At 66.2% G+C, this 25,519-nt stretch carries 29 protein-coding genes; 14 read left to right on the top strand and 15 right to left on the bottom strand.

The window, feature by feature from the left end; translation table 11 throughout:
* Window positions 1-10 precede the first annotated feature (10 nt).
* Window positions 11-622, bottom strand: a complete 612-nt coding sequence (locus ACXI0U_RS30545) for a hypothetical protein (RefSeq protein WP_479551320.1) — start codon at window positions 620-622, stop codon at window positions 11-13.
* Between the two features lie 235 nt (window positions 623-857).
* Here ACXI0U_RS30545 and ACXI0U_RS30550 point away from each other — a divergent pair, with 235 nt between their 5' ends.
* The gene (locus ACXI0U_RS30550) at window positions 858-1,499 is read left to right on the top strand and encodes a DUF4124 domain-containing protein (RefSeq protein WP_479551321.1); all 642 of its coding nucleotides are present in this window, start codon (window positions 858-860) and stop codon (window positions 1,497-1,499) included.
* A gap of 75 nt (window positions 1,500-1,574) precedes the next feature.
* On the opposite strand, the gene ACXI0U_RS30555 is transcribed toward ACXI0U_RS30550, so the two are convergent.
* The 3 genes from ACXI0U_RS30555 to ACXI0U_RS30565 all read right to left on the bottom strand — a co-directional run bounded on the left by ACXI0U_RS30555 (window position 1,575) and on the right by ACXI0U_RS30565 (window position 4,333).
* Window positions 1,575-2,654, bottom strand: coding sequence for a hypothetical protein (locus tag ACXI0U_RS30555; protein ID WP_374981460.1), 1,080 nt, complete (start codon window positions 2,652-2,654; stop codon window positions 1,575-1,577).
* 169 nt (window positions 2,655-2,823) lie between these two features.
* Window positions 2,824-3,822: a PA5033 family protein gene (locus ACXI0U_RS30560; protein WP_374981459.1), complete on the bottom strand. Its 999-nt coding sequence runs from the start codon at window positions 3,820-3,822 to the stop codon at window positions 2,824-2,826.
* 193 nt (window positions 3,823-4,015) lie between these two features.
* Complete coding sequence (locus tag ACXI0U_RS30565; RefSeq protein WP_148304242.1) at window positions 4,016-4,333, bottom strand: hypothetical protein; 318 nt, start codon at window positions 4,331-4,333, stop codon at window positions 4,016-4,018.
* Window positions 4,334-4,675: 342 nt separating this feature from the next.
* Between ACXI0U_RS30565 and ACXI0U_RS30570 the strand changes: the two genes are divergently transcribed.
* Window positions 4,676-5,143, top strand: a complete 468-nt coding sequence (locus ACXI0U_RS30570; RefSeq protein ID WP_263403112.1) for a hypothetical protein — start codon at window positions 4,676-4,678, stop codon at window positions 5,141-5,143.
* A 77-nt stretch (window positions 5,144-5,220) separates the two neighbouring features.
* On the opposite strand, the gene ACXI0U_RS30575 is transcribed toward ACXI0U_RS30570, so the two are convergent.
* Window positions 5,221-5,442: a hypothetical protein gene (locus ACXI0U_RS30575; protein ID WP_021216702.1), complete on the bottom strand. Its 222-nt coding sequence runs from the start codon at window positions 5,440-5,442 to the stop codon at window positions 5,221-5,223.
* A gap of 183 nt (window positions 5,443-5,625) precedes the next feature.
* Between ACXI0U_RS30575 and ACXI0U_RS30580 the strand changes: the two genes are divergently transcribed.
* The 3 genes from ACXI0U_RS30580 to efp all read left to right on the top strand — a co-directional run bounded on the left by ACXI0U_RS30580 (window position 5,626) and on the right by efp (window position 7,744).
* Window positions 5,626-5,844, top strand: a complete 219-nt coding sequence (locus ACXI0U_RS30580) for a hypothetical protein (RefSeq protein ID WP_021216701.1) — start codon at window positions 5,626-5,628, stop codon at window positions 5,842-5,844.
* Window positions 5,845-6,006: 162 nt separating this feature from the next.
* A complete protein-coding gene (gene earP, locus ACXI0U_RS30585) occupies window positions 6,007-7,134 on the top strand; it encodes an elongation factor P maturation arginine rhamnosyltransferase EarP (protein WP_479551322.1) in 1,128 nt (375 codons plus the stop codon).
* Between the two features lie 43 nt (window positions 7,135-7,177).
* Window positions 7,178-7,744 (top strand): elongation factor P, encoded by a 567-nt coding sequence (gene efp / locus ACXI0U_RS30590; protein WP_021216699.1) that lies wholly within the window; start codon window positions 7,178-7,180, stop codon window positions 7,742-7,744.
* 69 nt (window positions 7,745-7,813) lie between these two features.
* Here the strand turns inward: efp and ACXI0U_RS30595 are convergent, their stop codons facing one another.
* Both ACXI0U_RS30595 and ACXI0U_RS30600 read right to left on the bottom strand, forming a co-directional pair.
* Window positions 7,814-8,839, bottom strand: a complete 1,026-nt coding sequence (locus ACXI0U_RS30595; RefSeq protein WP_479551323.1) for an alpha/beta hydrolase — start codon at window positions 8,837-8,839, stop codon at window positions 7,814-7,816.
* Between the two features lie 149 nt (window positions 8,840-8,988).
* Window positions 8,989-9,441: a MarR family winged helix-turn-helix transcriptional regulator gene (locus tag ACXI0U_RS30600; protein WP_184489401.1), complete on the bottom strand. Its 453-nt coding sequence runs from the start codon at window positions 9,439-9,441 to the stop codon at window positions 8,989-8,991.
* Window positions 9,442-9,594: 153 nt separating this feature from the next.
* Here ACXI0U_RS30600 and ACXI0U_RS30605 point away from each other — a divergent pair, with 153 nt between their 5' ends.
* On the top strand, window positions 9,595-10,101 hold the full coding sequence (locus ACXI0U_RS30605; RefSeq protein WP_021216696.1) for an RDD family protein: 507 nt from the start codon (window positions 9,595-9,597) through the stop codon (window positions 10,099-10,101).
* A gap of 162 nt (window positions 10,102-10,263) precedes the next feature.
* Here the strand turns inward: ACXI0U_RS30605 and ACXI0U_RS30610 are convergent, their stop codons facing one another.
* Window positions 10,264-11,217 carry a LysR family transcriptional regulator gene (locus ACXI0U_RS30610; protein WP_021216695.1) on the bottom strand — a complete coding sequence of 318 codons (954 nt, stop codon included), beginning with the start codon at window positions 11,215-11,217 and terminating at the stop codon, window positions 10,264-10,266.
* Between the two features lie 100 nt (window positions 11,218-11,317).
* Between ACXI0U_RS30610 and ACXI0U_RS30615 the strand changes: the two genes are divergently transcribed.
* Window positions 11,318-12,070, top strand: coding sequence for a sulfite exporter TauE/SafE family protein (locus tag ACXI0U_RS30615; protein ID WP_479551324.1), 753 nt, complete (start codon window positions 11,318-11,320; stop codon window positions 12,068-12,070).
* 81 nt (window positions 12,071-12,151) lie between these two features.
* Here ACXI0U_RS30615 and ACXI0U_RS30620 read toward each other — a convergent pair whose 3' ends face one another.
* Entirely contained in the window at window positions 12,152-13,003 is an 852-nt protein-coding gene (locus tag ACXI0U_RS30620) for a LysR substrate-binding domain-containing protein (protein ID WP_043242941.1), read from the bottom strand.
* Between the two features lie 97 nt (window positions 13,004-13,100).
* Here ACXI0U_RS30620 and ACXI0U_RS30625 point away from each other — a divergent pair, with 97 nt between their 5' ends.
* The 4 genes from ACXI0U_RS30625 to ACXI0U_RS30640 all read left to right on the top strand — a co-directional run bounded on the left by ACXI0U_RS30625 (window position 13,101) and on the right by ACXI0U_RS30640 (window position 16,040).
* A complete protein-coding gene (locus tag ACXI0U_RS30625; protein WP_184489398.1) occupies window positions 13,101-13,331 on the top strand; it encodes a DUF1127 domain-containing protein in 231 nt (76 codons plus the stop codon).
* A gap of 63 nt (window positions 13,332-13,394) precedes the next feature.
* The gene (locus ACXI0U_RS30630; protein ID WP_479551325.1) at window positions 13,395-14,276 is read left to right on the top strand and encodes a PhzF family phenazine biosynthesis protein; all 882 of its coding nucleotides are present in this window, start codon (window positions 13,395-13,397) and stop codon (window positions 14,274-14,276) included.
* Between the two features lie 23 nt (window positions 14,277-14,299).
* Window positions 14,300-14,800 (top strand): DUF3291 domain-containing protein, encoded by a 501-nt coding sequence (locus ACXI0U_RS30635; protein WP_184489396.1) that lies wholly within the window; start codon window positions 14,300-14,302, stop codon window positions 14,798-14,800.
* Window positions 14,801-14,822: 22 nt separating this feature from the next.
* On the top strand, window positions 14,823-16,040 hold the full coding sequence (locus tag ACXI0U_RS30640; RefSeq protein WP_479551326.1) for a winged helix-turn-helix domain-containing protein: 1,218 nt from the start codon (window positions 14,823-14,825) through the stop codon (window positions 16,038-16,040).
* A gap of 62 nt (window positions 16,041-16,102) precedes the next feature.
* Here ACXI0U_RS30640 and ACXI0U_RS30645 read toward each other — a convergent pair whose 3' ends face one another.
* Both ACXI0U_RS30645 and ACXI0U_RS30650 read right to left on the bottom strand, forming a co-directional pair.
* On the bottom strand, window positions 16,103-17,692 hold the full coding sequence (locus ACXI0U_RS30645; RefSeq protein WP_031286787.1) for an ABC-F family ATPase: 1,590 nt from the start codon (window positions 17,690-17,692) through the stop codon (window positions 16,103-16,105).
* A 148-nt stretch (window positions 17,693-17,840) separates the two neighbouring features.
* Complete coding sequence (locus ACXI0U_RS30650) at window positions 17,841-18,119, bottom strand: peptidylprolyl isomerase (protein ID WP_021216621.1); 279 nt, start codon at window positions 18,117-18,119, stop codon at window positions 17,841-17,843.
* Between the two features lie 158 nt (window positions 18,120-18,277).
* On the opposite strand from ACXI0U_RS30650, the gene ACXI0U_RS30655 reads away from it, so the two are divergent.
* On the top strand, window positions 18,278-19,483 hold the full coding sequence (locus ACXI0U_RS30655) for a PilT/PilU family type 4a pilus ATPase (protein ID WP_021216620.1): 1,206 nt from the start codon (window positions 18,278-18,280) through the stop codon (window positions 19,481-19,483).
* A gap of 272 nt (window positions 19,484-19,755) precedes the next feature.
* On the opposite strand, the gene ACXI0U_RS30660 is transcribed toward ACXI0U_RS30655, so the two are convergent.
* The 4 genes from ACXI0U_RS30660 to ACXI0U_RS30675 all read right to left on the bottom strand — a co-directional run bounded on the left by ACXI0U_RS30660 (window position 19,756) and on the right by ACXI0U_RS30675 (window position 24,679).
* Window positions 19,756-20,514 carry a substrate-binding periplasmic protein gene (locus ACXI0U_RS30660; RefSeq protein WP_479551327.1) on the bottom strand — a complete coding sequence of 253 codons (759 nt, stop codon included), beginning with the start codon at window positions 20,512-20,514 and terminating at the stop codon, window positions 19,756-19,758.
* Window positions 20,515-20,589: 75 nt separating this feature from the next.
* Window positions 20,590-21,543, bottom strand: a complete 954-nt coding sequence (locus ACXI0U_RS30665; RefSeq protein WP_052351453.1) for a DUF4431 domain-containing protein — start codon at window positions 21,541-21,543, stop codon at window positions 20,590-20,592.
* A 157-nt stretch (window positions 21,544-21,700) separates the two neighbouring features.
* Window positions 21,701-23,656 (bottom strand): acetoacetate--CoA ligase, encoded by a 1,956-nt coding sequence (locus ACXI0U_RS30670; protein ID WP_435635949.1) that lies wholly within the window; start codon window positions 23,654-23,656, stop codon window positions 21,701-21,703.
* Between the two features lie 108 nt (window positions 23,657-23,764).
* Window positions 23,765-24,679, bottom strand: coding sequence for a LysR family transcriptional regulator (locus ACXI0U_RS30675; RefSeq protein ID WP_021216615.1), 915 nt, complete (start codon window positions 24,677-24,679; stop codon window positions 23,765-23,767).
* 122 nt (window positions 24,680-24,801) lie between these two features.
* On the opposite strand from ACXI0U_RS30675, the gene ACXI0U_RS30680 reads away from it, so the two are divergent.
* Window positions 24,802-25,263, top strand: a complete 462-nt coding sequence (locus ACXI0U_RS30680) for a CoA transferase subunit A (protein ID WP_479551328.1) — start codon at window positions 24,802-24,804, stop codon at window positions 25,261-25,263.
* Window positions 25,264-25,309: 46 nt separating this feature from the next.
* Complete coding sequence (locus ACXI0U_RS30685) at window positions 25,310-25,516, top strand: CoA-transferase (RefSeq protein WP_479551343.1); 207 nt, start codon at window positions 25,310-25,312, stop codon at window positions 25,514-25,516.
* Window positions 25,517-25,519 lie beyond the last annotated feature (3 nt).

A 25,519-nucleotide genomic window follows, 5' to 3' on the forward strand; every position in this document is an offset into this window, starting at 1 on the left:
TGGCTGCCTGTCACGGGTTGGCGGGCTTGTTGCCCAGGAGGAGGTCGAGGTCGCGCAGGACGCCCTGGCTGCTGTTCTTCACGGCGTTGGGGCCGTTGTTCTCTTCATAGGCGCTTGGGCGGGTGATGCCCCACATCTTGGTGCGGGTGACGGTGGCGAGGACGTCGGCGGTGGTGTTGCCAAGGCGCATCATCGCGTTGGCTTCACGCCCGTCGGGTTTGCAGGCGAAGTCGTAGGAGCGGTCGATCCAGCTTTGCGGGACCGGGTTCCAGCCCTTGGGCGCCGGCAGGGTGGAGGCGGTGGCGGAGCGGTTGTAGGCGGTGACGGTGTTGACCTTCAGCAGGCGCTTGTTGCACTGGAACTGCAGGTCGTAAGCAACGAAGTCGGGGGCGTCGGCGGTTTCGAATATCTGCACGACGGTGACGGAGCGGGCGGGTTCTGACTGGCCGGATTCCATCTTGAGTTCGGCGACGGAGGCGCCGTCGGCGTAGAAGAGGTCACGGTTGGGCTGGTCGCCGGTGCCGAAGATCACCCACCAGTCAGCAGCCATCGCCGATTGCTGGACCTGGATCAGCAGCAGTGCCAGCGATACGCCCAGTACGACTTTGTTCTTGATGTTCATGCGTGTCTTCCATGAAGGGCCGCTTGGCAACTGGAGAGCCCAGCCCCTTGCACGGCAGAGCGCGGACGTTAGCGAGCGCTCGTGGCGACTTGAATAGGGCGCATGAGCTAGTGGCGTGGTGTTAGCAGGCAGGTTGTGCGCGGCGTCGCAACCTGCCTGTGGCGCAGTGCCGGTTTTTCCGTGTGGGGTCATTGCTGCATGGGTTGCCGGTTGGTGACGTAACCCGGAAACTGCCATGCCTGCTCGGGCATGTTCGGTTTCAGTCATGGGCGCCGGTCGGCGCTTCACTCATGGGTACATCGGGAGCTGCATCGTGGTTTCAGGGAAATGGCTGGCGGCGCTCGCCGCAGTGATGGTGTTGTCGGGGCTACCGGTGGTGGCGGGTGCGCAGATCTACAAATGGGTGGATGCCAACGGCAAGGTGCAGTTCGGCAACGTGCCCCCGCCGAGCGGGGCGGAGCAGATCAAGGGGGCGGCGTCTCCGGCCGAGAAGGCGCCCGAGGCGGCTGCGAAACCGACCACCGAAGCCGCGCCTGCGGAGCCTTCGGCCTTCAAGAGCGCCGATATCGTCGGGCGCTGGTACATGAAGAACGATGAAGAAACGCTGGACTGGACCTTCAAGGCCGACGGCAGCTTTGCCGGCACCCTGGTCGACAGCATGGGAACCGGGCGCTTGGCCGGGACCTGGGAGCTGAAGGGCGACACGTTGCGGGTGGTGACCCGCAACACCTTCAAGGACGGCTTCTCGGGCAATGGGGAGCGCGAGGCTACGGAGCGTTCCGAATACACCCTGCTCGGTGTCGAGGCGGGCAGCCTGAAGCTGCTGCCGGATCAGTCGCTGTTCAAGCGGCCGCCGTACACCTTCATCAAGCGCTGATCTTCGCGTGTATGAAAAAGCCCCCTGGAGTCGAGGACTCCAGGGGGCTTTTGCGTTTCAGGGCCTGCCGTCAGCTCAGCGCTTGAGCACGTAGGTTTCGCCCCAGATGGTTTCATCCTTCACCGGCTTGGCGTTGAGCTTCACCGGGCGGTACTGCAGGTTGGCCAGGGCCTTGCTCATCTTCATGTAGCCGTACTTGGAGGGGTCGGTGGCGCCGCGGAACTCCTGCAGGCCGGTGGGGATGCGCACCATATAAAGAGCGGAGAGTTCGCACTCGAGCTTATCGTTGGCGGTGCGGCGGCAGTCCTTCTCCTCGAAACCGACGTTGGGCGCTTCGGGGTAGAAGCCGTCGACCACGATGGCCTCGCCAGGGGCGACATCGAAGGAGGCGAAGGCCTTCTTCAACTCGCTGTGGGTTTCGACGCTCGCCACCTTGCGTGCGCTGACGCTGGAAACCCAGCCGGCGGCGGCGGTCTGGTTGGTGACGTCGTAGGAGTTGTTGCCCCAGCTCACGCATTCGCCGCTGACCACGCGCACGGCGGCGCAGTAGCTCTGGTTCACCGTTTCCGTGCGGTACTGGGCATCCTGCCAGCGCTGGCCGCGGTCGAACTCGGTGAATTCCTTTTCCACCAGCGTCACCTGGCCCAGCGTCGAGGGTTTGATGTCCTGGTTGGTGCGCGGGTTGGGCGTGCTGGTGCGTGGTGAGTTGTAAAGGCTGCCGACCAGGTCGTAATGGCCGGGTTCGACGATGTAGATCTGATAGAGGGTGCGGCCGAACACCGTCTGGTAGTGGGAGCCGTGGGCGCCGATCTTCTCGGCCTGCATGTTGTTGCCCACGTAGAGCAGGCGCTTGGGATTGGAGCTGTTGCGCCAGACCGCGGTGCCGGTGCGCAACTTCTCGAAACGCACCGAATCGTCATTGTTTTCGAAGTTGTACTGCTGGCTGTCGAGGTTGACGGTGGTGGTGACGACTATCGCCATGCCGCTGGCCATCGCTGCTTCGAACAGGTCGTCGGTGGCGGCGTGCAACAGGCGCGCCTGGGCTTCGACATCCTGCGTGTACTGGTTCTGCTGGTCGATCAGCGAGGGCCGCGGGACGCAACCGCTGAGCAGGGCCAGGCCGAGAAGGCTGAGGCAGGGGAGTCCTTTGTTCATGGGGCGTTCCTTCTGGATGCGGTACTGCCAGGGGCGAGGAGTGTTCGGGGCGGCCGAGCATAGCGGCGGTGGCCGTCACGTTACGCCAACCTGCTCACGCTTGGAGAAGGACTAGTACATCTGTACTAGTGGGTGGGGCAGCTCCCGGCCATGGCCGGGAGCTGGCGGGTTACAGCGGTTTGATGGTGCCGAGGCGGTCATTGATGATGAAGGTGCGGTTGGCGCTGTCGACCACGGTGATCTCGGCGCCGGCCACGCCGTCACGGTCGGCGACGGCATAGATGGCGTAGGTGCCGGAGACGGCATAGTCCTTGGCCTGGCCGGTGCGCTGGTGCACCACGCGCACCTTGCCCGGCAGCGCGAGGATGACTTCCTGCCCCGGCTGGCCGTCGGTGTCGGCGAGGGTGCCGTGGACGTTCCAGTTGGCGCCGGTGCCACCGGCGTAGCTGCTGAGCACGGCGGTCTGCACGCCACCGGTGATCACCAGCAGGTTGCTGCTGGAGCGGGCCACCAGTTCGTTACCGGGCGCGCCGTCGAGGTCGGCGGCGGTGATGACGCTGGTGGCGCCGTCGGTGGGGAACTCGCGACCGGCCTGCAGGCTGTAGTCATACAGGCGCAGGCTGGTGCCGGCGGTGTAGGCGAGGGTGGCGTAGGGCAGGTTGCCGAGGGTGTAGGCGCCCTGGTATTGCCAGGTGCCGGTGATGCCATCGCTGACGGTGCGCTTGGTGCGGTTGAGGTTGGAGATCAACACCAGGGCGTTGCCGGCGCGAACGATCACCTCATCGCCCTGGCCGCCATCCAGCTGAGCGGTGCCGACCACGTCGAACAGGGTGTTGCCGATGGCGTATTTGCGCACGTCGTTGAGCGCATGGTTGACGATCGCCACGTCCGGGCCGGCCTTCACCACCAGTTCCGCGCCTGGCTGGCTGTCGGTGTTGGCGGCAGTGGCGAGGCTCCAGGTGACGTTGCCGAAGTTGTAGCTGCGCTCCAGGGCGCCGGCGGCGTTGCGCACTTCCAGCACGCCTGTGCCGCGGTACACGCTTTCCAGCGTGCCGTCGCCGTTGAGGTCCCATTTGCCGAGCAATTCGGCGGCGATGGCGTTGAGGGCGAATCCCTGGGCGCCGAGTAATCCGGCGCCGGCCAGTACCAGCTTCGCTAGCTTTTTCATCTCTCAGTCCTTTTCCTTGATGAATCGGTCAGGTGTTTGACCGGCGCACAGCAGAGCACAGGGCGCAAAGGCAGGAAATGATGGCAAAGAGGCGCTAGGGGGAACCCCTAGGAAAACGGCGGGTGGCGCGGGTGTGGCGGATTGGCGCGGGGGCATCGCCAGGCTTGCGCGCTGGCGATGGAAAGCATCGCTGTTACCAGTAGAGCGTTACGCGGGTGTCGCCTTTGGCGTCGCCGCTGACTTGGGTCACGGCCTGGTCGGCGAGGGTTTCGCTGTGACCGTTGGCGTGCTCGGTGCGCACCTGGTATTCACCGCCCTTGGAGCAGGATTGACGCGTCACGCTGTAGGAGCGGGAGCTGGCGTCATAGCCGCTGTCGACCGCGCAGGAACTGGAGATCGTCAAGCTGACGCCCATGTTTCCAACGGCTTGGCCGGCATTGCTGGTGGTGGAGAAGAAAGCACTGGTGATCATTAACGCTGCGAAGATGGAGCGCTTGAAGGCCGTACTCATTCCGACTGCTCGACGGTGAAGCTGACGGTGATCGGCCTTCCTGGTCGAGTCACAACTGACAGCTTGGATTGCTTTCCTTGGATTGATTGAACGCTGCGTTGCAGGGGGCGCTACGCCAGCAGGTTCGCCATGAACTTGGCGCCAAGTGTACGGTGATGGCTAGGTGATAGCTAGCTCATTTCTTAACCACTTGTCGGCAATCTCTTACACGACTTAGGGGTGACCCCTAGATCCCCTACATACCTGGCACATGGCCGCAACTCTTGCGCGGCGTAGCGGGTCGAACGAAGGCGCGTGCTATAACCCTATGGTTTGAAGCCACAACGCCACGGAGACGGACACATGAGCGATACAAGCAAACTCGCCAAGCAGGAGCCCGCAGCCCTGCCCGAATATGACCTGAGCAAGGCCAAGGATTTCGAGTGGACGGGCCGCAGCATGGACTGGTTCCTGCAGATGCTGGTGCGTCAGGCCAACGACCTGGGTGTAGAGGTCGGGATCACGCTGACCATCGGGGCGGGAATGATCAGCGGCACGCTCATTTCCGTGGAGACCTACTTCGCCCAGTTCGCCGACGAGTACGCCAACTCCTGGCCTCAGGAGGGCAGGGAGGAGATCCGCGCCACCTTCGCCAACATCGGGGTGATGACCAAGACCACCGGCGACGACCCCAAGCTGCTGCCGCCGCAGTACATCCACCTGAAGAACGTCAACGTCTATGCCGCCGGCGGCCTGACCTGCACCGGGCTGACGCTGTGGCGCGGCACCCTCGCTTCGGTGACCGGTTTCAACCTCGGCACCCTGAGCTGATCACTGCACGGAAGACGTGCAGCAATAGAGAAGCCCCGGCATCGACCGGGGCTTCTTGCTTCTAATCCTCGTTGCTTTCAGTACTTGCGCCGCACCGCGACGTCGGTGATGCCCTTCTCTGCCGTCATGCGCAGGTAGTCGCCGTTGTCCCGCGGCTCCCCGGTAAAGGGGATGCCGTGTTTCTCCATCAGCAACCCGTAGATGTCGGCGCTGGACGGCTGGTAATCCACCTCGACCATCAAGGCGCGTGGGCTGCCGTTTTCCTTGTAGATGATCTCGTAGCGGTTGTGCCCGTTCATGTCTTCCTCCTTGCCGGGGGTGTTCTTGCCAATAGACGGGCAGGGCGGGAATTGGTTTTGCCGATTTTCCCGAACGGGATGCCGGCTGTGATTGCGCTTATCCATAAGCACTATCGAGACGACTGATTTCAACGCGGCGCCAAGGCCCCATAAAGTGGCTCCAACAGATTCAAGGAGGTAGCCATGCCGCATATCGACATCATGTCCCTGGTTGGAAGTGCAGTTCCCGAGGCGCTGCGAGCGCAAGGGCATCTCGCCTGCTGGTTCGTGGTGATCGACGGCCAGCGCAAATCCGGCCCCTACACCACCCAGGACATGGCCAGCGCAAGCAAGGCCATCTGGGAGTTGGAGATGGCCAAAATGGCCAAGCGCCACAAGGGTTTCCTGGCCATGGCCGCCTGAGGTTTCTTGCGCCCGCTCCGGCGCATTTTGGCAGCGTGGGGCTGCCCGTTTATTCCTGGTGCCCATCCCGCACCCCCTTTGGCCCGCCACTTGGCGGGCCTTGTTTTTTCCGCCCGGGCCGGCTGCAGGTAAACTGCCGGCTTTTATCGCGGAAGCCCCCATGTGAACTGGGACATTTTCTGTAGCGTCGTCGACAACTACGGCGACATCGGCGTGACCTGGCGCCTGGCACGGCAGCTGGTCGCCGAGCATGGCCTGCAGGTGCGCCTGTGGGTGGACGAGCCGGCCGCCTTCGCGCGCCTGTGCCCGGATGCCGACGCGGCGGCCGACTGCCAGCTGCGCCAGGGCGTGGAAGTGCGTTGCTGGGCGGCCGAGTGGCAGCCGGTGGAGCCTGCGGATGCAGTGATCGAGGCGTTCGCCTGCCAATTGCCCGCCACCTACATAGACGCCATGGCCGCACGCGACAGGGCGCCGCTCTGGTTGAACCTGGAATACCTCAGTGCCGAAGACTGGGTCGGCAGCTTTCACGGCCTGCCATCGCCGCAGGCCGGCGGGTTGCAGAAGTTCTTCTTCTTCCCCGGCTTCAGCGAAGGCACCGGCGGCCTGCTGCATGAGCGTGGGCTGATCGAACGACGGGACGCGCTGCGCAGTGATGCCGCCGCCCAGGCCGAGTTCCTGCGAACGCTTGGCGTGGAGCGGGTTGCCGGTGCTCGCTTGATCTCCCTGTTCGCCTACGAGAACGCGGCGCTGCCCGGTTGGCTCGATGTGCTGGCGGCCGCGCCGCGCCCCACCCAGTTGCTGGTGCCGGAGGGGCGTGTGCTGGGTGATGTGGCGCGCTGGCTCGGTGTCGATTCACTGGCCGTCGGCGCCAAGGGCCAGCGCGGCAACCTGTCCGTGCAGGTGCTGCCCTTCATGCCCCAGGACGATTACGACCGCCTGCTCTGGTGCTGCGACTTCAACGCCGTGCGTGGGGAGGACTCCTTCGTGCGCGCCCAATGGGCCGGCCGGCCGTTGCTCTGGCACATCTACCAGCAGGAAGAGGACGTCCACCTAGAGAAGCTCGAGGCCTTCCTCGCGCTCTATGTCGCCGGCCTGGACGATGCCCCGGCGCAGGCGTTGCTGGCGGCCTGGCGCGCCTGGAACCAGGGCGGTGACATGGGCGCCGCCTGGCTGGCGCTGCAGCCGTTCGAGGCCCAACTGCAGGCTCACGCCGAGCAATGGTGCGGCTTGCAGGCGGGGCGGCGGGATCTGGCTGCGGGGCTGGTGCATTTTTATACAAATTGGATATGATACGCGGCCTGTTTTTTGTCACTCATCCAAATCGGATATTCGTATGAAAACCGCTCAAGAGTTCCGCGCTGGCCAGGTTGCCAACATCAATGGCTCCCCCTGGGTCATCCTGAAAGCCGAGTTCAACAAGTCCGGCCGTAACAGCGCAGTCGTCAAGATGAAGCTGAAGAACCTGCTCAACGGTTCCGCCACCGAGACCGTGTACAAGGCCGACGACAAGCTGGAACCGGTAATCCTGGATCGCAAGGAAGTTACCTACTCCTACTTCGCCGATCCGCTGTACGTGTTCATGGACAGCGAATTCAACCAGTACGAGATCGAGAAAGACGATCTGGAAGCCGTACTGACCTTCATCGAAGACGGCATGACCGACGTCTGCGAAGCCATCTTCTTCAACGAGAAAGTCATTTCCGTTGAACTGCCGACCACCATCGTTCGCCAGATCGCTTACACCGAGCCGTCCGTGCGTGGCGATACCTCCGGCAAAGTGATGAAGACCGCTCGCCTGAACAACGGTGCCGAGCTGCAGGTTTCCGCATTCTGCGAAATCGGCGACTCCATCGAGATCGATACCCGCACCGGCGAGTACAAATCCCGCGTCAAGGCCTAAGCCTTTCGCGAGATGTGAAAAGCCCGGCCTAGGCCGGGCTTTTTGTTGCCTGCGATTCAACCGTCGCGGTTACTGCAGGTGCTTCTTCAGTTCGGCGCCGGCCTGAAGCATGGCCGAGCGCACCGCCGGAACCTGGTTGACCACGTTGAGCAGGCCGTAGTCGTGGATCATGCCGTTGTAGCGCACGGCGGTGACTTCGACGCCGGCGGCATCCAGCTTGCGGGCATAGGCTTCGCCTTCATCACGCAGCACGTCGAACTCGGCGGTCTGGATCAGGGTCGGCGGCAGGCCCTTGAGCTGCTCGGTGGTGGCCCGCAGCGGCGAGGCGTGGATCTCGGCGCGCTGCTTCGGGTCGGTGGTGTAGCTGTCCCAGAACCACTGCATCATCGGTTTGGTGAGGAAGTGCCCCTGGGCGAACTGGTTGTACGAGGCGGTCTCGAAGTTGGCGTCGGTCACCGGCCACAGCAGCACCTGGGCGCGCAGTTTCGGGGTGCCCTGTTCCTTGGCCATCAGCGCCACCACCGCCGCCATGTTGCCGCCGACGCTGTTGCCGGCTACCGCCAGGCGCGAGCTGTCCACGCCTATGTCCTTGCCGTGTTCGGCCACCCATTGGGTCGCGGCGTAGGCCTGGTTGATGGCGGTGGGGTACTTGGCTTCGGGCGAGGGGGTGTAGTTCACGTACACGGCCACCGCACCGGAGTTCACCACCAGGTCATGGATCAGGCGCTCGTGGGTGGGGTAGTCGCCCAGCACCCAGCCGCCGCCGTGGAAGAACATGAACACCGGCAGGTCACCCTTGGCGCCTTCGGGACGGACGATGGTCAGTTCCAGGGGCTGGCCCTTGATGCTGATGGTCTTGTTCTCGACGCGGGTGCCGGAGAGGTCGACCTTGACCCCGGCCTGGGCACCCACCAGCACGGCGCGGGCATCTTTCGGCGCGAGGGTTTCCAGCGGTTTGCCGTTGCCGGCTTCGAGGGCTTCGAGGAAGGCCTGGGTGTTGTGTTCGACGCCGGGGCTGCCGGCGGCGAAGGCGCTGCCGATGGACAGGGCGAGGAGGCTACCGGTGAGGAGGTTTGCGATGCGCTGGGTGTTCATGGTGATTCTCCGTTGAATTCGTTTGGTTTCGTAAAATATTGCGCACTAACTAAATGCGTGGAGAGAAAGTTAGCGATCTTTTAGTTTGCGCGCAAGGTATTTCTTGAGAAGAAAAACGAATAGCGCTCAGCCAGATGGGAATAAGGCCGTCAGACGGCCTTCTGCAAGCTCCTGCGCAGGCTCACCAGCTCGTCCTTCAACTGGCCGAGGCCGGCGATGTCCATCTCGCTGGCGGCGAGGATGCAGGCGGGCACGCGCTGGGCCTGCTGGTGCATGGCGCGACCTTTTTCGGTGAGGTGCAGCTCCACCACGCGCTCGTCGGCGCTACTGCGGGTGCGGGTGATCAGGCCTTCGGCTTCCAGGCGCTTGAGCAGGGGCGTGAGGGAGCCCGGGTCGGTCAGCAGGCGGGCGCTGATATCGCCCACGGTGATGCCATCGCCTTCCCAGAGCACCATCATCGCCAGGTACTGCGGGTAGGTCAGGCCCAATTCCTGGAGCAGCGGCTTGTACACCTTGGTCATCAGCAGGGAGGTGGAGTAGAGGGCGAAGCACAGTTGGTTATCGAGCAGCAGATCGTCGCAACGTTCCAGCGGGGTATTCATGGCGGCCTCCTTGGGGGCGGAAATGGACATAATTTAGCGCACAAGCCTTTCGTGAGCAAAATTTGACCGGTTCTCATTCCGGCGCACTGGGACTTGCGCCGCCGTGCGCAGCAGCCAGAATTGCCGGCTAGACCCCTGCAAGGAGAGCTGTAAATGACCGATGCCCAGAACCCCTACCAATCGCCCCAGGCGGAGCTGACTCACGAAGCCACCGGCCTGCCGCTGGCCGCCCGCGGCTCGCGCTTCGGCGCTGCGCTGATCGACGGGCTGATCCTGTTGTGCGTGACCATCCCCATCAGCTACCTGCTGGGTGTCTACGATGGGCTCATGGAGGGCGTGCAGCCCGGCTTCGGCCAGCAGGCGCTGGGTTCGCTGGTGGGTATCGTGGTGTTCCTGGCGATCAACGGGCACTTCCTGAAGAACTACGGCCAGACCGTCGGCAAGCGCGTGCTCAAGCTTGCCATCGTCGACCTGCAGGGCAACAAGCCCGAGTGGATCACGATGTACCTCAAGCGCTACCTGCTCTGGGGCCTAGTCGCCTACATCCCGATCATCGGCGGCCTGATATTGCTGGCGAACTACCTGTTCATCTTCCGCGCGGATCGCCGTTGCCTGCACGACCTGACCGCCAGTACCCGCGTGGTGCAACTGCCCAACTGATGGCGCGGCCGCCCGGGCTTTGATCCGGGCGGTTATTCCGTGGTGATGGATTTCGCTTCGCTCTACGCCATCCTACGTTGCGGCGCTTGCCCGCTTTGCCCTGGATCGGTAGGAGCGAGCTCTGCGCGCGAAGCGTTTCGCCGGCGTTGCCGCACCGTACCCTCAAGACTGCCCCAGCCCGCTCAGGGCCAGGTCCCAGGGCGGTACGGGGCCGAAGCGGTTCTTGAGAAACTCCAGCAACAGCCGGCTCCGCGAGCTGGCTTCGCCCTCCAGGCGCAGGGCGTAGATCCCGCTCGGTTCCGGAGCGGGCAAGCCGTTTTCGCAGAGCAGCGGCACCAGTTCCCCGCGCAGCAGGTAGTCGCTGATCAGCCAGGTCGGCAGGTGGGCGACGCCCAGGCCGGCGACGGCGCTGAACAGCAGGGTTTCGGCGTTGTTCGCGGTCATGCGCATGCGCCGGGGGCGGATCACCTGGGCGCGGCCCTCCACCTCGAAGCGCCAGGCATAGGGCGGTGCGAGGGCATCCCAGTCGAGGCCGTCGTGCTCGGTCAGCTCGCGGGCGTCGCTGGGTACGCCGCGTCGGCGCAGGTAATCGGGGCTGGCGCAGAGCACGCGCACCAGGGGCGACAGCGGCGTCGCCACCAGGCGAGTGTCGGCAAGCGGGCCGATGCGCAGCACCAGGTCCACCTCGCCCAGGTGGGCGCCGTGCATGTCGATGAAGCTGTCGATCAGCCGCAACTGAACGTCCAGGCCCGGGTAGGTGACGAGGAATTCGGCGATGGCCGGCGCCAGGTGACGACGGCCGAACGGGGCGGGTGCATCAATGCGGATCAACCCCTCCGGTGCACTGCTCAGGGACACGGCCTCAGCACGTGCCAGGCGCAGTTCGGCGAGTATCCGTTTTGCCCGCTCGGCAAAGGCCAGGCCTGCCGGGGTGGCGCGCACCGCGTGGGTGCTGCGGGTGAAGAGGGCGCTGCCGAGGCCGCGCTCCAGGGCGTCGATGCGCCGGGCCACGGCCGAAGGTGTCAGCGGGTGGCGCCGGGCGGCGGCGGAGAAGCTGCCCGCTTCCAGTACATCGAGAAAGAGGGCCAGTTGGTCGGTCAGTGCATCGGGATTCATGAGGGTGCCTATGCGGATTTCGCAAAGCCATTGTGCGCTGCTGTGCGTTTCCGTGGTAGCCGCCGCTGCGTAGCATGCGCGTCATCGGAACGGAGGCGTTATGGATCTGCTGGCAATTGCGTTGAATGTGGTGCTCGGTGCGGCTCTTGGCACCTTGGGTGGGTTGTTCGGCATCGGCGGCGGGCTGATCGCCATTCCCGCCCTGGGGGTGCTCTTCGGCCTGGACCAGCAACTGGCCCAGGGCACCGCACTGGTGATGGTGGTGCCCAACGTGCTGCTGGCGCTGTGGCGCTACCACCAGCGCAACCGCATCGACCCGCGCTATGCGCTGCTGCTGGCTGTGACCAGCTTCGGCTGCGCCTGGCTGGCCTCGTTGTTCGCGGTACGCCTGGAGGCGGAGAGCATGCGCCTGGCCTTCGTCGCCTTCCTGCTGGTGCTGGCGGCCTACAACTTCGCGCGGATGTTCATGGCCAAGGCCGCCACCAGCGCCGAGCTGCGCCACCCCTGGCCATGGCTGGGCGTGCTCGGTGGTTTCGCCGGCGCCATGGGCGGCCTGTTCGGTGTGGGCGGGGCGGTGGTCGCCACGCCGGTGCTGACCAGCGTCTTCGGCACCACCCAAGTGGTTGCCCAGGGGCTGTCACTGTCCCTCGCCGCGCCCAGCACCGCGGTGACCCTTGCCACCTACGGCTTCAACCACCACGTCGACTGGGCGATGGGCATCCCGCTGGCTGTCGGCGGCCTGCTCAGCATCAGCTGGGGCGTGCGCCTGGCCCACGCCCTGCCGGAACGGGTGCTGCGCACGGCGTTCTGCGTGTTCCTGTTGGTGTGTGCGGTGATGCTGGCGTTCGAGTGATCGAACTTGGCGCTGTGCGTGGCGTGGGCAGGACGGGCGCTCCGTGAGTGCAGAACGCCCGCCGATGGTCCGCTACCGGAGCTACAGGCGGAAGCCTTCGACGATGTGCTCGGCCAGGGTCTCGGTGACCGGCGAGCTGCTGCGGGGGTTGCGCACCAGCACGATGCTGCAGGCGGGCAGGGTGGGTAGCCCCTCCGCTTCACCGAGGATGCGCATGTCGGTGGTGATCAGGCTCTGCAACTGGGCGGTCACCGCCAGGCCGGCGCTGACCACTGCCATGATCGCCGACAGGCTCGGGCTGGTGTAGGCGACGCGGTAGGGGCGCTCCATGGCGTCCAGTGCGTTGCAGGCCCAGGCGCGGCAGAAGCAGTCGGTGTTGAACATCGCCAGCGGCAACTGGGTCTGCTCGTGGGGGCTGAAGCCAATGGCCTCGGCCCAGACGAAGCGCTCCTGGCGCAGCAGCTGGCCGATCTCGGTGCCCGGCTCGCGGGTGACGATGGACAGGTCCAGGTCCTGGCGCTGCAGCAGCTGCGAGGACGACTCGCAATGCACCTCCACCTGCACCAACGGGTAGGACTGGGCGAAGCGCGAAAGGATGCCGGGCAGGAAGCGCATCACGTAATCGTCCGGGGTGCCGATGCGCACCGAGCCGACCATGTGCGGCTCGCGCAGGGTGGTCATCACCTCGCCATGCAGCTTGAGGATGCGCCGCGCATAGCTCAGCAATATCTGCCCCTCGGCGGTCAGGCGCACCTGGCGGCCGTCACGCTCGAACACCGTACGTTCCAGCACGTCCTCTTCCAGCCGCTTCATCTGCATGCTCACGGCCGACTGGGTGCGGTTGACCACTTCCGCTGCGCGGGTGAAGCCACCGTTGTCGGCGATGGCGACGAAGGTGCGCAGCAGTTCGGTGTCGATGGCGGGGTAGCTCATTCATCAATTCCTGAGATGCAGTGCATAAGAAACATTCGTTGGATTGATCATAAGCGTCGCGGGAAACTGGCGCCAACCCCACAAGGAGGGCGATGCGATGAAAGGTCAATTCGGTTTCGTAGGCACGCTGCACCCCACCCACCGGCCCGCCGTTCGTGGCTCCCATCTTTCCCTCGGGACCCGCCTGCTGCGCTGGTACCAGCTGTACAGCCAGCGCCGTGAGCTGGCCAGCCTGAGTGATGCCATGCTCAAGGACCTGGGCCTGACCCGGGGCGATGTGATGCAGGAAAGCGAGCGGCCTTTCTGGGACGACCCGCTGGGCAAATGAACCCCACGCAGCTACCCCCGGCAACAATGAACCCACGCAACACCCACACAACAAGGAAAAGCGATGCAAGTCGAAGTCAGGATCGTGAATGCGTTCGTTGATGGCGGGCAGGGTGGCAACCCCGCCGGTGTAGTGGTCGGTGCCGATGCGCTCAGCGCGGCGCAGAAGCAGGCGATCGCCGCCCAGCTCGGGTTGTCGGAGACGGCCTTCGTCTCCGACTCCGGGCAGGCTGCCTTCAAGCTGGAGTTCTTCACCCCCAACCGGCAGATCCCCCACTGCGGCCACGCCACGGTGGCCACCTTCTCGCTGCTGCGCCAGCTGGGCCGGGTCGGCGAGGGCTGGAGCAACAAGGAAACCATCGACGGCAACCGCGACATCTTCATCGAGGGCGAGCGGGTGTTCATGGAGCAGCGCGCGCCGCAGTACCAGGACGTCGAGCAGGGCTCGCGCCTGCTGGCGGAAAGCCTCGCGGCCCTGGGCCTGGAGCCTGGGCAACTGGCCGAGGGGCTGCTGCCGTCGCGGGTCAGCACCGGCGTCGCTTTCGTTGTCGTGCCCCTGCGCAGCGAAGCCGATGTGGCGAGCATCCGCACCGACCTGGAAGCCCTTGAGCGCATCAGCGAGGAACTGGACGTGGTGGGCTTCTACGCTTTCTCCCGTGACTGCCGCCAACCTGGCCGCGTGGCGGGTGCGCGGATGTTCGCGCCACGCTTCGGCATCCCCGAGGAGCCGGCCACCGGCATGGCCGCCGGGCCACTGGCCTGCTACCTGCACGACCGCATGGGCCTGCCCGGGGCGCAGCTGCTGATCGAACAGGGCTACCTGATGCAACCGGCCTCGCCGAGCCTGATCACCGTCGACCTGGACCTGGACGGCGAAGGCCGCATCCAGCGCCTGATGGCTGGCGGCAACGCCCAGGTGATGCACACCCTGACCCTCGATATCTGACGCCACACGGAAAGGAGACCCCGATGGCCCCGGCCTTCGAACTGGCACAACTGAATATCGCGTTGATGACCGCGCCGCTGGATTCCCCCGGCATGGCCGATTTCGTCGCCAACCTGGCGCGCATCAATGGCCTGGCGGAAGCGTCGCCCGGCTACGTATGGCGCCTGGAGGACGAGGGCGGTGACGCCACGGCGATCCGCCCCTTCGGCGACGACGTGCTGGTCAACCTCTCGGTCTGGCGGGACATGGAATCCCTGCGCGATTTCACCTACCGCGGTGCCCACACCGAGATGCTCAAGCGCCGCAACGAGTGGTTCGCGCGCATCAGCGAAGCGCATCTGGTGTGCTGGTGGGTGCCCGCCGGGCATCGCCCCGATGCCCGGGAAGCCGCCGAACGCCTGGCCCTGCTGCGCGAGCAGGGGCCGGGGCCACGGGCCTTCACCTTCCGCCATCCCTTCCCGCCGCCGGCGCCCGTGCCGAACGATGGGAAAGCCGCCGCGACGGGTGCTAATGTCCTGGGCTGATCCCGCCGCCAGGACCCCGCCGATGCCCCTCGAACTCAGCTCCGCCGAAGCCCGCCGCCTGGCCCTGGCCGCCCAGGGCTTCATGCGGCCGCCCCGTGGCGCCATCCGCGCCAGCCACGTCCGTGCACTGGCCGGGCGTCTTGGCGTGGTGCAGATCGACTCGGTCAACGCCCTGGTGCGCTCGCACTACCTGCCGTTCTTCTCGCGCCTGGGCGATTACCCGCGCGAGCTGCTGGACGAACTGGCCTGGGGCAAGCCGCGCCGTCGCGAGTTCTTCGAGTACTGGGGCCACGAGGCCTCGCTGCTGCCGCTGGACCTCTACCCGGCGCTGCGCTGGCGCATGCAGCGGGCGGCCCAGGGGCGGGGTATCTACCAGCAGATGGCGCGCTTTGGTCGCGAGCAGCAGGAGGTGATCCAGCGCGTGCTCGCCGCCGTGCGCGAGCAGGGCGCCCTGGGTGCCGGTGCCCTGAGTACCCGCCAGGAGCGCGCCGGCCCCTGGTGGGACTGGAGCGCCGAGAAGCACGCCATGGAATGGCTGTTCGCCGCGGGGGAGGTGACGGTCACCGGTCGTCGCGGCTTCGAGCGCCTCTACGACCTGCCCGAGCGGGTGATCCCGGCGGACCTGCTCAACGCCGCCGAACTGCCGGAAGACGCCGCTATCCGCCAGTTGCTGCTGCACTCGGCGCAGGCCCTGGGCGTGGCCACCGAAAAGGACCTGCGCGATTACTACCGGCTGGACCCGGCCGACAGCCGCCAGGCCCTCGCCGAGCTGGTGGAGAACGGCGACCTGCAGGCGGTGACGGTGCGCGGCTGGAAGCAGTCCGGCTATTGCATCGGCGAGCCGACGGTGCCGCGCAAGGTGCGCGCCAGTGCGTTGCTTTCACCCTTCGACTCGCTGGTGTGGGAGCGCGCCCGCACCGAGCGCCTGTTCGACTTCCGCTACCGCCTGGAGATCTACACCCCGGCGGAGAAGCGCCAGTACGGCTACTACGTGTTGCCCTTCCTGCACGACGAACGCCTGCCCGCCCGGGTCGACCTGCGCGCCGAGCGGGCCCAGGACCGCCTCGCCGTGCATGCCCTGCACGAAGAGCCCCGGGGCCTGAGCGAGGCCGGCATCCAGGCCCTGGCCGAGCAGCTGCGCAGCCTCGCCACCTGGCTGGGGCTGGAGGCGGTGGCCATCACTTGCCAGCGCCCCGGCACCCAGCGGCTGCGCGCCGCCTTGGCGGGGCTCCCCGGCTAGGGGCGCGCAGGCAAGAAAAAGCCCCGCATCGGCGGGGCTTTTTCATGGGGCGAAGCGGGGCGTCAGACGATCACGCCCTGGCTGCGCAGGTAGTCGTCGTAGGTGCCGCTGAAGTCGGTCACGCCGGTCTCCGAGAGCTCGATGATGCGGGTGGCCAGGGAACCGACGAACTCGCGGTCGTGGCTGACGAAGATCAGCGTGCCCGGGTAGTTCTCCAGCGCCAGGTTGAGTGCCTCGATGGATTCCATGTCCAGGTGGTTGGTAGGTTCGTCCATCACCAGCACGTTGGGCTTCTTCAGGATCAGCTTGCCGAACAGCATGCGGCCCTGCTCACCACCGGAGATCACCTTCACCGACTTGAGGATCTCGTCGTTGGAGAACAGCATGCGGCCGAGGGTGCCGCGCACCAGCTGCTCGCCGCCCTGGGTCCACTGGCCCATCCAGTCGAACAGGGTGACGTCGTCTTCGAAGTCGTGGGCGTGGTCCTGGGCGTAGTAGCCCAGCTCGGCGCTCTCGGTCCATTTCACGCTGCCGGCGTCCGGGGTCATTTCACCGACCAGGGTGCGCAGCAGGGTGGTCTTGCCGATGCCGTTGGGGCCGATGATGGCGACGCGCTCGCCGGCTTCGATCTGCAGGTCCAGGCCCTTGAACAGTTGCTTGTCCTCGAAGCCCTTGGCCAGCTTCTCCACGGTCACCGCCTGGCGGTGCAGCTTCTTATGCTGCTCGAAGCGGATGAACGGGCTGACACGGCTGGACGGCTTGACCTCGGCCAGCTGGATCTTGTCGATCTGCTTGGCGCGGGAGGTGGCCTGCTTGGCTTTCGAGGCGTTGGCGGAGAAGCGGCTGACGAAGGTCTGCAACTCGGCGATCTGCGCCTTCTTCTTGGCGTTGTCGGCCAGCAGCTGCTCGCGGGATTGGGTCGCCGCGGTCATGTACTCGTCGTAGTTGCCCGGGAACAGGCGCAGCTCGCCGTAGTCCAGGTCCGCCATGTGGGTGCACACGCTGTTCAGGAAGTGGCGGTCGTGGGAAATGATGATCATGGTGCTGTTACGCGCCGTGAGGATGTTTTCCAGCCAGCGGATGGTGTTGATGTCCAGGTGGTTGGTCGGCTCGTCCAGCAGCAGCACTTCCGGGTCCGAGAACAGCGCCTGGGCCAGCAGCACGCGCAGCTTCCAGCCGGGGGCGACTTCGCTCATCGGGCCGAAATGCTGGGCCAGCGGGATGCCCAGGCCCAGCAGCAGCTCGCCGGCACGGGATTCGGCGGTGTAGCCGTCCATCTCGGCGAACTCGGTCTCCAGCTCGGCCACGGCCATGCCGTCTTCCTCGCTCATCTCCGGCAGGGAGTAGATGCGGTCGCGCTCGGCCTTCACCCGCCACAGTTCCTCGTGGCCCATGATCACGGTGTCGATGACGCTGAAGTTCTCATAGGCGAACTGGTCCTGGCGCAGCTTGCCCAGGCGCACGTTCGGCTCGAGCATCACCTGGCCGCCGGAAGGCTCCAGGTCGCCGCCGAGGATCTTCATGAAGGTCGACTTGCCGCAGCCGTTGGCGCCGATCAGGCCGTAGCGGTTGCCGTTGCCGAACTTGACGGAAACGTTCTCGAACAGCGGCTTGGGGCCGAACTGCATGGTGATGTTGGCGGTGGAGATCACGGTTGAATCCTGGGCTGGCTGGGGCGCTGACGCGCAAAAGGGCGCGATTGTAGCGGTTTTGCGGGCGGGGCGGGGAGTCGGTTGTCGGCGGCGCGTCGGTTTAGCGGGCGAGCGCCGGTTTTCACCCGCCCGCGCGGGGTACCGCCCATCACTCCCTGAAGAACACCTGCACCAGGTGGTAGCCGAACTGGCTCTTCACCGGGCCGTGGATGGTGCGCACCGGCTTCTTGAAGATCACCTGGTCGATCACCCGCACCATCTGCCCGGGGCGTACTTCGCCCAGGTCGCCGCCGCGCTTGCCCGAGGGGCAGAGGGAGTGCTTCTTCGCCAGCACGGCGAAGTCTTCGCCCTTGGCCAGGCGCTGCTTGATCTGTTCGGCTTCCGCCTCGGTCTTGACCAGGATGTGGCGGGCAAGGGCCTTGGCCATGGGATTTCCTCGTGGTTTGTGGAGCCGTTCATTGTGCCAGCGCGCGGCGCGCCCATACAGTTCATCGGTTGCGCGTTTACGCGCAGGAAGCCGGGCGAAATTCGCCTACCGTTATTCGAAATGCCCTTTGGACGTTCGCTCCCATGGATCTCCCCTCGATGCTCAAGGTTCTGGCCTCCCAGGATGGCTCGGACCTTTACCTTTCCACCGGCGCGCCGCCCTGCGCCAAGTTCAACGGCGTGCTCAAGCCGCTGGGCACCGACCCGCTCAAGCCGGGCGACGTGGCGCGTATCGCCGAATCCATCATGGACCCGGAGCAGCGCGGTGAATTCGACCGTGAGCTGGAGATGAACCTGGCCATCTCCCTGCCCAACATCGGGCGGTTCCGCATCAACATCTTCAAGCAGCGCAACGAGGTTTCCATCGTCGCGCGCAACATCAAGCTGGACATCCCCAAGTTCGAAGACCTGAAGCTGCCCGAAACCCTGCTCAAGGTGGTGATGGAGAAGCGCGGCCTGGTGCTCTTCGTCGGTGGCACCGGCTCCGGCAAGTCCACCTCCCTGGCCGCGCTGATCGACTACCGCAACCGCAACAGCGGCGGGCACATCATCACCATCGAGGACCCCGTGGAGTACGTGCACCGGCACAAGAAGTCCATCATCAACCAGCGTGAGGTGGGGGTGGACACCCGCAGCTTCCACGCCGCCCTGAAGAACACCCTGCGCCAGGCGCCGGACGTGATCCTGATCGGCGAGATCCGCGACCGCGAGACCATGGAACACGCCCTGGCCTTCGCCGACACCGGTCACCTGGCCATCTCCACCCTGCATGCCAACAACGCCAACCAGGCGCTGGACCGCATCATCAACTTCTTCCCCGAGGAGCGCCGGCCGCAGCTGCTCAACGACCTGGGCAACAACCTCAAGGCCTTCGTTTCCCAGCGCCTGGTGCGCACCTCGGACGGCAAGCGCCGCGCGGCGGTGGAAGTGCTGCTGGGCACCTCCACCATCAGCGACCTGATCAAGCGCGGCGACTTCAGCTCGATCAAGGAGATCATGGAGAAATCCAAGGCCCTGGGCATGCAGACCTTCGACCAGGCGCTGTTCGATCTGGTGATCGAGGGCTCGATCCAGGAAGAGGAGGCGATCAAGAACGCCGACTCGGCCAACAACCTGCGCCTCAAGCTCAAGTTGCACCGCGACGGCCCCGGCACCCGGCCCACCGCCGCTGCACCGACCCCGCCTCCCGCACCGACGCCCCAGGCCACGCCGACCCAGGATGCCGCCAGCTGGGGTCTGGAGCTCAAGCTCGAAGACCTGCCCGAAGAAGATCCGCCGCCGGAAGACCCGGGCAAGCATTACTGATCCCGCTGTTAGTTTCCGCCCGGACGTAGGGCGGGTGAAACCCGCGATGCACCTGCACAGTCATGTCGGGTTGCACCCGACCTACCGGGTCGTCGAGGCCTGTAGCCCGGGCTTCAGCCCGGGGCTCTGGAAAGGGCTTCGCGAGCACAGCTCGCTCCTACGATGGGGGTGGAGTTTCGGTGGGCGTGTGCGTGCTCTGAACTCTTCTGCCCACCCGTAGGGCGGGTGAAACCCGCGAGGCTTGCATGGGCTCATGTCGGGTTGCACCCGACCTACGGAGCCTGTTGTTCCAGTAGCGGTTGCGCGTCCTTCAGGTACCGCGCCTGGATGCGCTTCAGGCTGCCGTCCGTGCGCAGGGCTTCGATGGCCTTGCGCAGGTCGTCCACCAGTTGCGGGTTGCAGGCCAGGGAGCAGGCGAGGTAGAGGTCGGTGGCCGCCAGGGGCGGGCTCATGCGCAGGCGCTGGTGCGAGACCTTGGGCCAGATGTAGAGCGCCTCGGGGACGCCGGTGAACCAGGCGTCGATGCGCCCCATCTCCAGCAGCTGCGCAGGCTTGTCGCCCAGTACCAGGGAGCGTATCTGCCCGCCGTCGAAGCCTTCGCGGCGGAGGATCTCGTTCTGCGCGGTGCCCAGGCCGACGCCGACCTGGCGGTAGCGGGCGCGAGCCTCGGCGAAGTCTTTCACCGGCTCGTTCAGGGTGAAGAAGGCGCGCTGCAACTCCATGATCGGTGCGACCCAGGTGTAGGAGGCTTCGCGATCCGGCGTGCGCGACAGGGGGATGACGAGGATGTCGCGGCCTTCAATGGTGCGCTTCTGTGCCCGTGCCCAGGGCGCGACGAGGATGCGCACCTGGTAACCGGCGCGCTTGAGCGCCAGCAGGGTGGCGTCGCCGACGATGCCGTGGCTGTTGCCGGCTTCCAGCATGGTCAGCGGCGGCGCATCGGGCAGGTACAGGTCGACCTGCAGGGGCCGGGCGGTGGCCTGGAGGGCGCAGCAGAGCAGGGCGGCGAGGCACAGGGTTCTGGCGAGCACGGTGGGGTCCGTTTCAGGGCGACGCCAGGAGTATAGGAGAGGCTGCCGCCGCGTCGGGGTGGCGCGGCGGAGGGGTCACTCCACCTTCTCGTAGCCGGCCAGGGCCTGGGTCACGCTGGCATCGTCCTTGTAGCGCTGGCGCAGGGCGTCGAGCTGGGCGTCGATGCCGGTGCACAGTTCTTCCACGGCCTGGGCCAGTTCCTTGGCTCGCTCTGCGTCGTAGGGCTCCTCGCCGAGGAAGTGCTCGCAGTTGGCGTAGCGGTCGGCGAAGGTGGTGACGTCCTCGGGCTGGCCGCTGGCGGCCGGTTCGGGCTGGTCGTCGCCTTCACTGCGCGACGGGGCGGCGTCCAGGCGGTTTTCTTCCACCCAGCCACTGAAGTCCTCGCCCTTGGCGTTGATGTACATCACCTGCATCCAGCCGTTCTCGGCGGCGTAGATGGTCACGCCGTCGCCGGGGATGATGAACAGGCCGGGGATGGTGCAGGCCTTGTCCGGCGCGCTGTGGAAGTGCAGCCGGCCTTCGCCCTTCACCGTGCCCCACCAGGGCGGGTGGAAGCCGACAGCGTCGTTGGCCTTGGCGGCCAGGGCTTCGCAGTCGGCGCTGGCGGTCGGCTGGTCCTCCAGCCATTGCACGTCCTGCATCAGCAGCGGCGCGTAGTGGAAGGCGGTCTCGGCGGAGAACAGGTGGCCGGCGAGGGTCACCTGCTGGCCCAGATGCGGTTCGAGCTTCTTGTAGCCGGCTTCGTCCAGCACCAGTTGCACCAGGCGCACGTCCTGCTCGGCGCCCATGTCCGTCTCGTAATCGTTGCCCTTCACGCAGGCGGGCTCGGCCAGCACCAGGTAGAAGCCGGTGCGTGCCTCGTCGCCGTTTTCGACGCTTTCGAAGTTGGGCGGGCCTGGGTGGGTCTGGCGCTCCAGCTTGCCTTCGAGGCGCGCGGTAGCGGGTTCGAACTCCTGGCAGGGCGTGGCCAGGGCGATGGAGGGCAGGGCGAGGCCCAGGCAGAGCAGGGCACGGGGGATGAGATCCATCTCGGGTTCCAGGTGGGGTGAAGCGGCCATGGTAGCGCCGGTGCCCCGGCCATTCCCTTGGCCATTGGTCCAAGCGTGATGGGGTTCGCAGGGCGGGTGACGCGCGCAAGTGCCAGGGAACCGTCGGTCTGCCCCCCGGCTTACGGCCTCGCCGTGTTCACTCGGCCAGTTCCGGCAGGTCCCTGAACAGTTCCAGCGCCTGGGGGTTGGCCAGGGCGTCGGTGTTCTTCACCGGGCGGCCGTGGACGACGTTGCGCACCGCCAACTCGACGATCTTGCCGCTGAGGGTGCGGGGGATGTCGGTGACAGCGATGACCTTCGCCGGCACGTGGCGCGGCGTGGTGTTGGCGCGGATCACCTGGCGGATGCGCGCCTGCAGCGCTTCGTCCAGCGCCACGCCGTCGCGCAGGCGCACGAACAGCACCACGCGCACGTCGCCCTGCCAGTCCTGGCCGATGGCGATGGACTCCAGCACCTCTTCCACCTTCTCCACCTGGCGGTAGATCTCGGCGGTGCCGATGCGCACGCCGCCGGGGTTGAGCACGGCGTCGGAGCGGCCATGGATCACCAGGCCGCCGTGCCCCGTCTCCTCGGCGTAGTCGCCGTGGGCCCAGACGCCGGGGAAGGTCTCGAAGTAGGCTGCGCGGAATTTTTCGCCGTCCGGGTCGTTCCAGAAGCTCACCGGCATCGAGGGGAAGTGCCGGGCGCAGACCAGTTCGCCCTTGCCGGAGGTGAGCCGCCTGCCGTCCTCGTCCCACACCTGCACGTCCATGCCCAGGCCCTTGCACTGCAGCTCGCCGCGCCACACCGGCAGCACCGGGTTGCCCAGGGCGAAGCAGGAGACGATGTCGGTGCCGCCGGAGATGGACGACAGGCACAGCTCGGCCTTGATCTCGCGGTAGACGTAGTCGAAGCCCTCGTGGGCCAGGGGCGAGCCGGTGGAGAGCAGCGCCTTGAGGCGCTCCAGGCGATGGCTCTGGCGGGGCTTGGCGCCGGCCTTCTCCAGGGCGGCGAGGTACTTGGCGCTGGTGCCGAACACGCTGATGCCCTCGGCGTCGATCAGGTCCATCAAACGCTCGGGGCCGGGGTGGAAGGGCGAGCCGTCGTAGAGCACCAGGGTGGCGCCCAGGGCCAGGCCGGAGGCCAGCCAGTTCCACATCATCCAGCCGCAGGTGGTGAAGTAGAACAGCGTGTCGTCGGCCTTCAGGTCGCTGTGCAGCGCGTGTTCCTTGAGGTGTTGCAGCAGGGTGCCGCCTACGCCGTGGACGATGCACTTGGGCACCCCGGTGGTGCCGCTGGAGTAGAGGATGTACAGCGGCTGCTCGAAGGGCACGGGAACGAAGGCGGGTTCGCCGCCGGGGCGGTAGAAGTCGCTCCACAGGCTGACCCGGGCCGGGGTGGCGAAGTCTTCCGCGCGGGCCTCCTGGCGGGCATAGGGCACCACCACCAACTGGGCGAGGGCGGGCAGGCGCTGGAGGATTTCATTGAGCTTGGCGGTCAGGTCCAGGGTCTTGCCGGCGTAGTGGTAGCCGGCGGCGGCGATCAGCACCTTGGGTTCGATCTGGCCGAAGCGGTCGATCACCCCCTGGGTGCCGAAGTCCGGCGAGCAGGACGACCAGGTGGCGCCGAGGCTGGCGGTGGCGAGCATGCCCACCACCGTCTGCCAGGTGTTGGGCATGAAGGCCGCCACGCGGTCGCCGACGCCCACCCCGGCGGCGGCCAGGCGCTGCTGCAGGCCGGCAACATGGGCGGCCAGTTCGGCATGGCTGAGCTGCTCACGGCGGCCGTCCTCGGCCACGGCCACCAGCGCCGGGTGGTCGTCACGGCGGCGCAGCAGGTGTTCGGCGAAGTTCAGGGTGGCGCCGGGGAACCAATGGGCGCTGGGCATCGCCGCGCCTTCCTCCAGCACGGTGCGGGGCTGTGCATGGAAACGCACGTCGAACAGCTCCACCAGCGCCTGCCAGAAGGCTTCCCGCTGCTCGATGCTCCAGGCGTGCAGGGCGGCGTAGTCGGCCAGGTCGAGGCCGTGGCGGCGGTTGATCTCGCGGCGGAAGGCGTCCATCCGCGTGGCCGCGATGCGTTCCGGGCTGGGGCTCCACAGGGGCTGGTTCATCGGGCGATTCCTCTTCTTCTACGGCTGGGCCCACTGCGCTGGCGGGCGATGTTCACAGCATGGCACGGGCCGTGGGCGGCCGCTCCGGTACAAGGTTCGGGGTTGGTCTCATTCACTTGATCCCGATGGCACCTGGCGGTTCCAGTCGCGCAGGTGCAGCAGCACGTCTGCCAAGGCCTGGGCAGCGGTGGAGAGGCTGTGCCCGGCGAGCCACAGCAGGCCCACGCGGCGTTCGATCTGCGGCTCGCCGAGGGCGATGCAGCGGGCGCCCAGTTCCTCCATCTGCTGGATGCACAGGCTGGGCACGGCGCTCACTCCCAGGCCCTGGGCGACCATGCGCCCGACCGTCACCAACTGGTGGCTCTCCAGGGCCACCGGCAGCCGGCCATGGCGCGCCGCCACCCGTTCCTCCAGCAGCAGGCGCACGGCGGAGGGGCGCTGCAGGGTGATGAAGGGCTGACCCAGCAGCTCCGCCCAGCTCACTTCGCTCTGCTGCGCCAGCGGGCAATCCCCTGGCACCACGGCGACGAAGCGGTCGGTGTAGAAGGGCGTGAAGGCCAGGCCATCGAGGGATTCCGGCTCGAAGGCGATGCCCAGCTCGACGCGGTGGTTGCGCACCATCTCCAGCACCTGTTCGTTGATCACGTCATGCACCGCCACGTTGACCTTCGGGTGGCGATCGCGGAAGGCGCGCAGCCCCACCGGCAGCAGGTTGCCGGCGAAGGAGGGCATGGCGGCGATGGCCACCTTGCCCAGCTGCAGGGTGAAGTGCTGGCGTAGCAGCTCCTCGGCGTTGTCCCAGTCCGCCAGCAGGCGCCGGGCGATGGGCAGCAGGGTTTCGCCTTCGGGCGTCAGCGCCACGCTGCGGGTGGTGCGCACCAGCAGCTGGCCGCCGAGGGACTCCTCCAGGTTCTTGATCGCCAGGGACAGCGCCGGCTGGGACAGGTGCAGGCGTTCGCAGGCCTGGGCGAAGCTCAGGCTCTGGGCGACGGCGAGGAAGGCACGCAGTTGCTTGACGGTCATTGATTTGTTTTTCAGATCAATAGCGAGGAAAAACAAAATTAACAAATGAGTCGAACGAGGAGAAGCTTGGGCCCACTCACCGGCCCCGCGCCGGGCCAACGACAATCACAAGAGGCAGCACCATGAGTGGACTCGACAAGCGCGTCAGGCAGCTACAGGAAGCCCTCGAAGGGCTCACCGACGGCATGACCGTCCTCGCCGGGGGCTTCGGCCTGTGCGGCATCCCCGAGAACCTGATCGCCGAGATCCGCCGCCGTGGCGTGCGCGACCTCACCGTGGTCTCCAACAACTGCGGCGTCGACGGCTTCGGCCTCGGCGTGCTGCTGGAAGACCGGCAGATCCGCAAGATGATCGCCTCCTACGTGGGCGAGAACGCCCTGTTCGAGCAGCAGCTGCTCAGCGGCGAACTGGAAGTCGAACTCACGCCCCAGGGCTCCCTGGCCGAGAAGCTGCGCGCCGGTGGCGCCGGCATCCCCGCCTTCTACACCGCCACCGGCTACGGCACCCCGGTCGCCGAAGGCGAAGGAGGCCCGCGGAATTCAACGGCCGCCCCTGCCTCGCTCGAGCCGGCAATTCACCGGTGACTTCGCCATCGTCAAGGGCTGGAAGGCCGACCGCTACGGCAACGTCATCTACCGCCACACCGCGCAGAACTTCAACCCGGTGGTGGCCACCGCGGGGCGCATCACCGTGGTCGAGGTGGAGAGGTGCGAGACCCGGCGAATTGGACCCGAGCCAGATCCACACCCGGGCATCTACGTCGATGGCATATCTAGGGCACCTTCGAGAAGCGCATCGAAAAGCGCACCACTCGCTCCTGAGCATCCTCTCCGATAACAG

The organism is Pseudomonas sp. C9D1 (assembly GCF_056491235.1).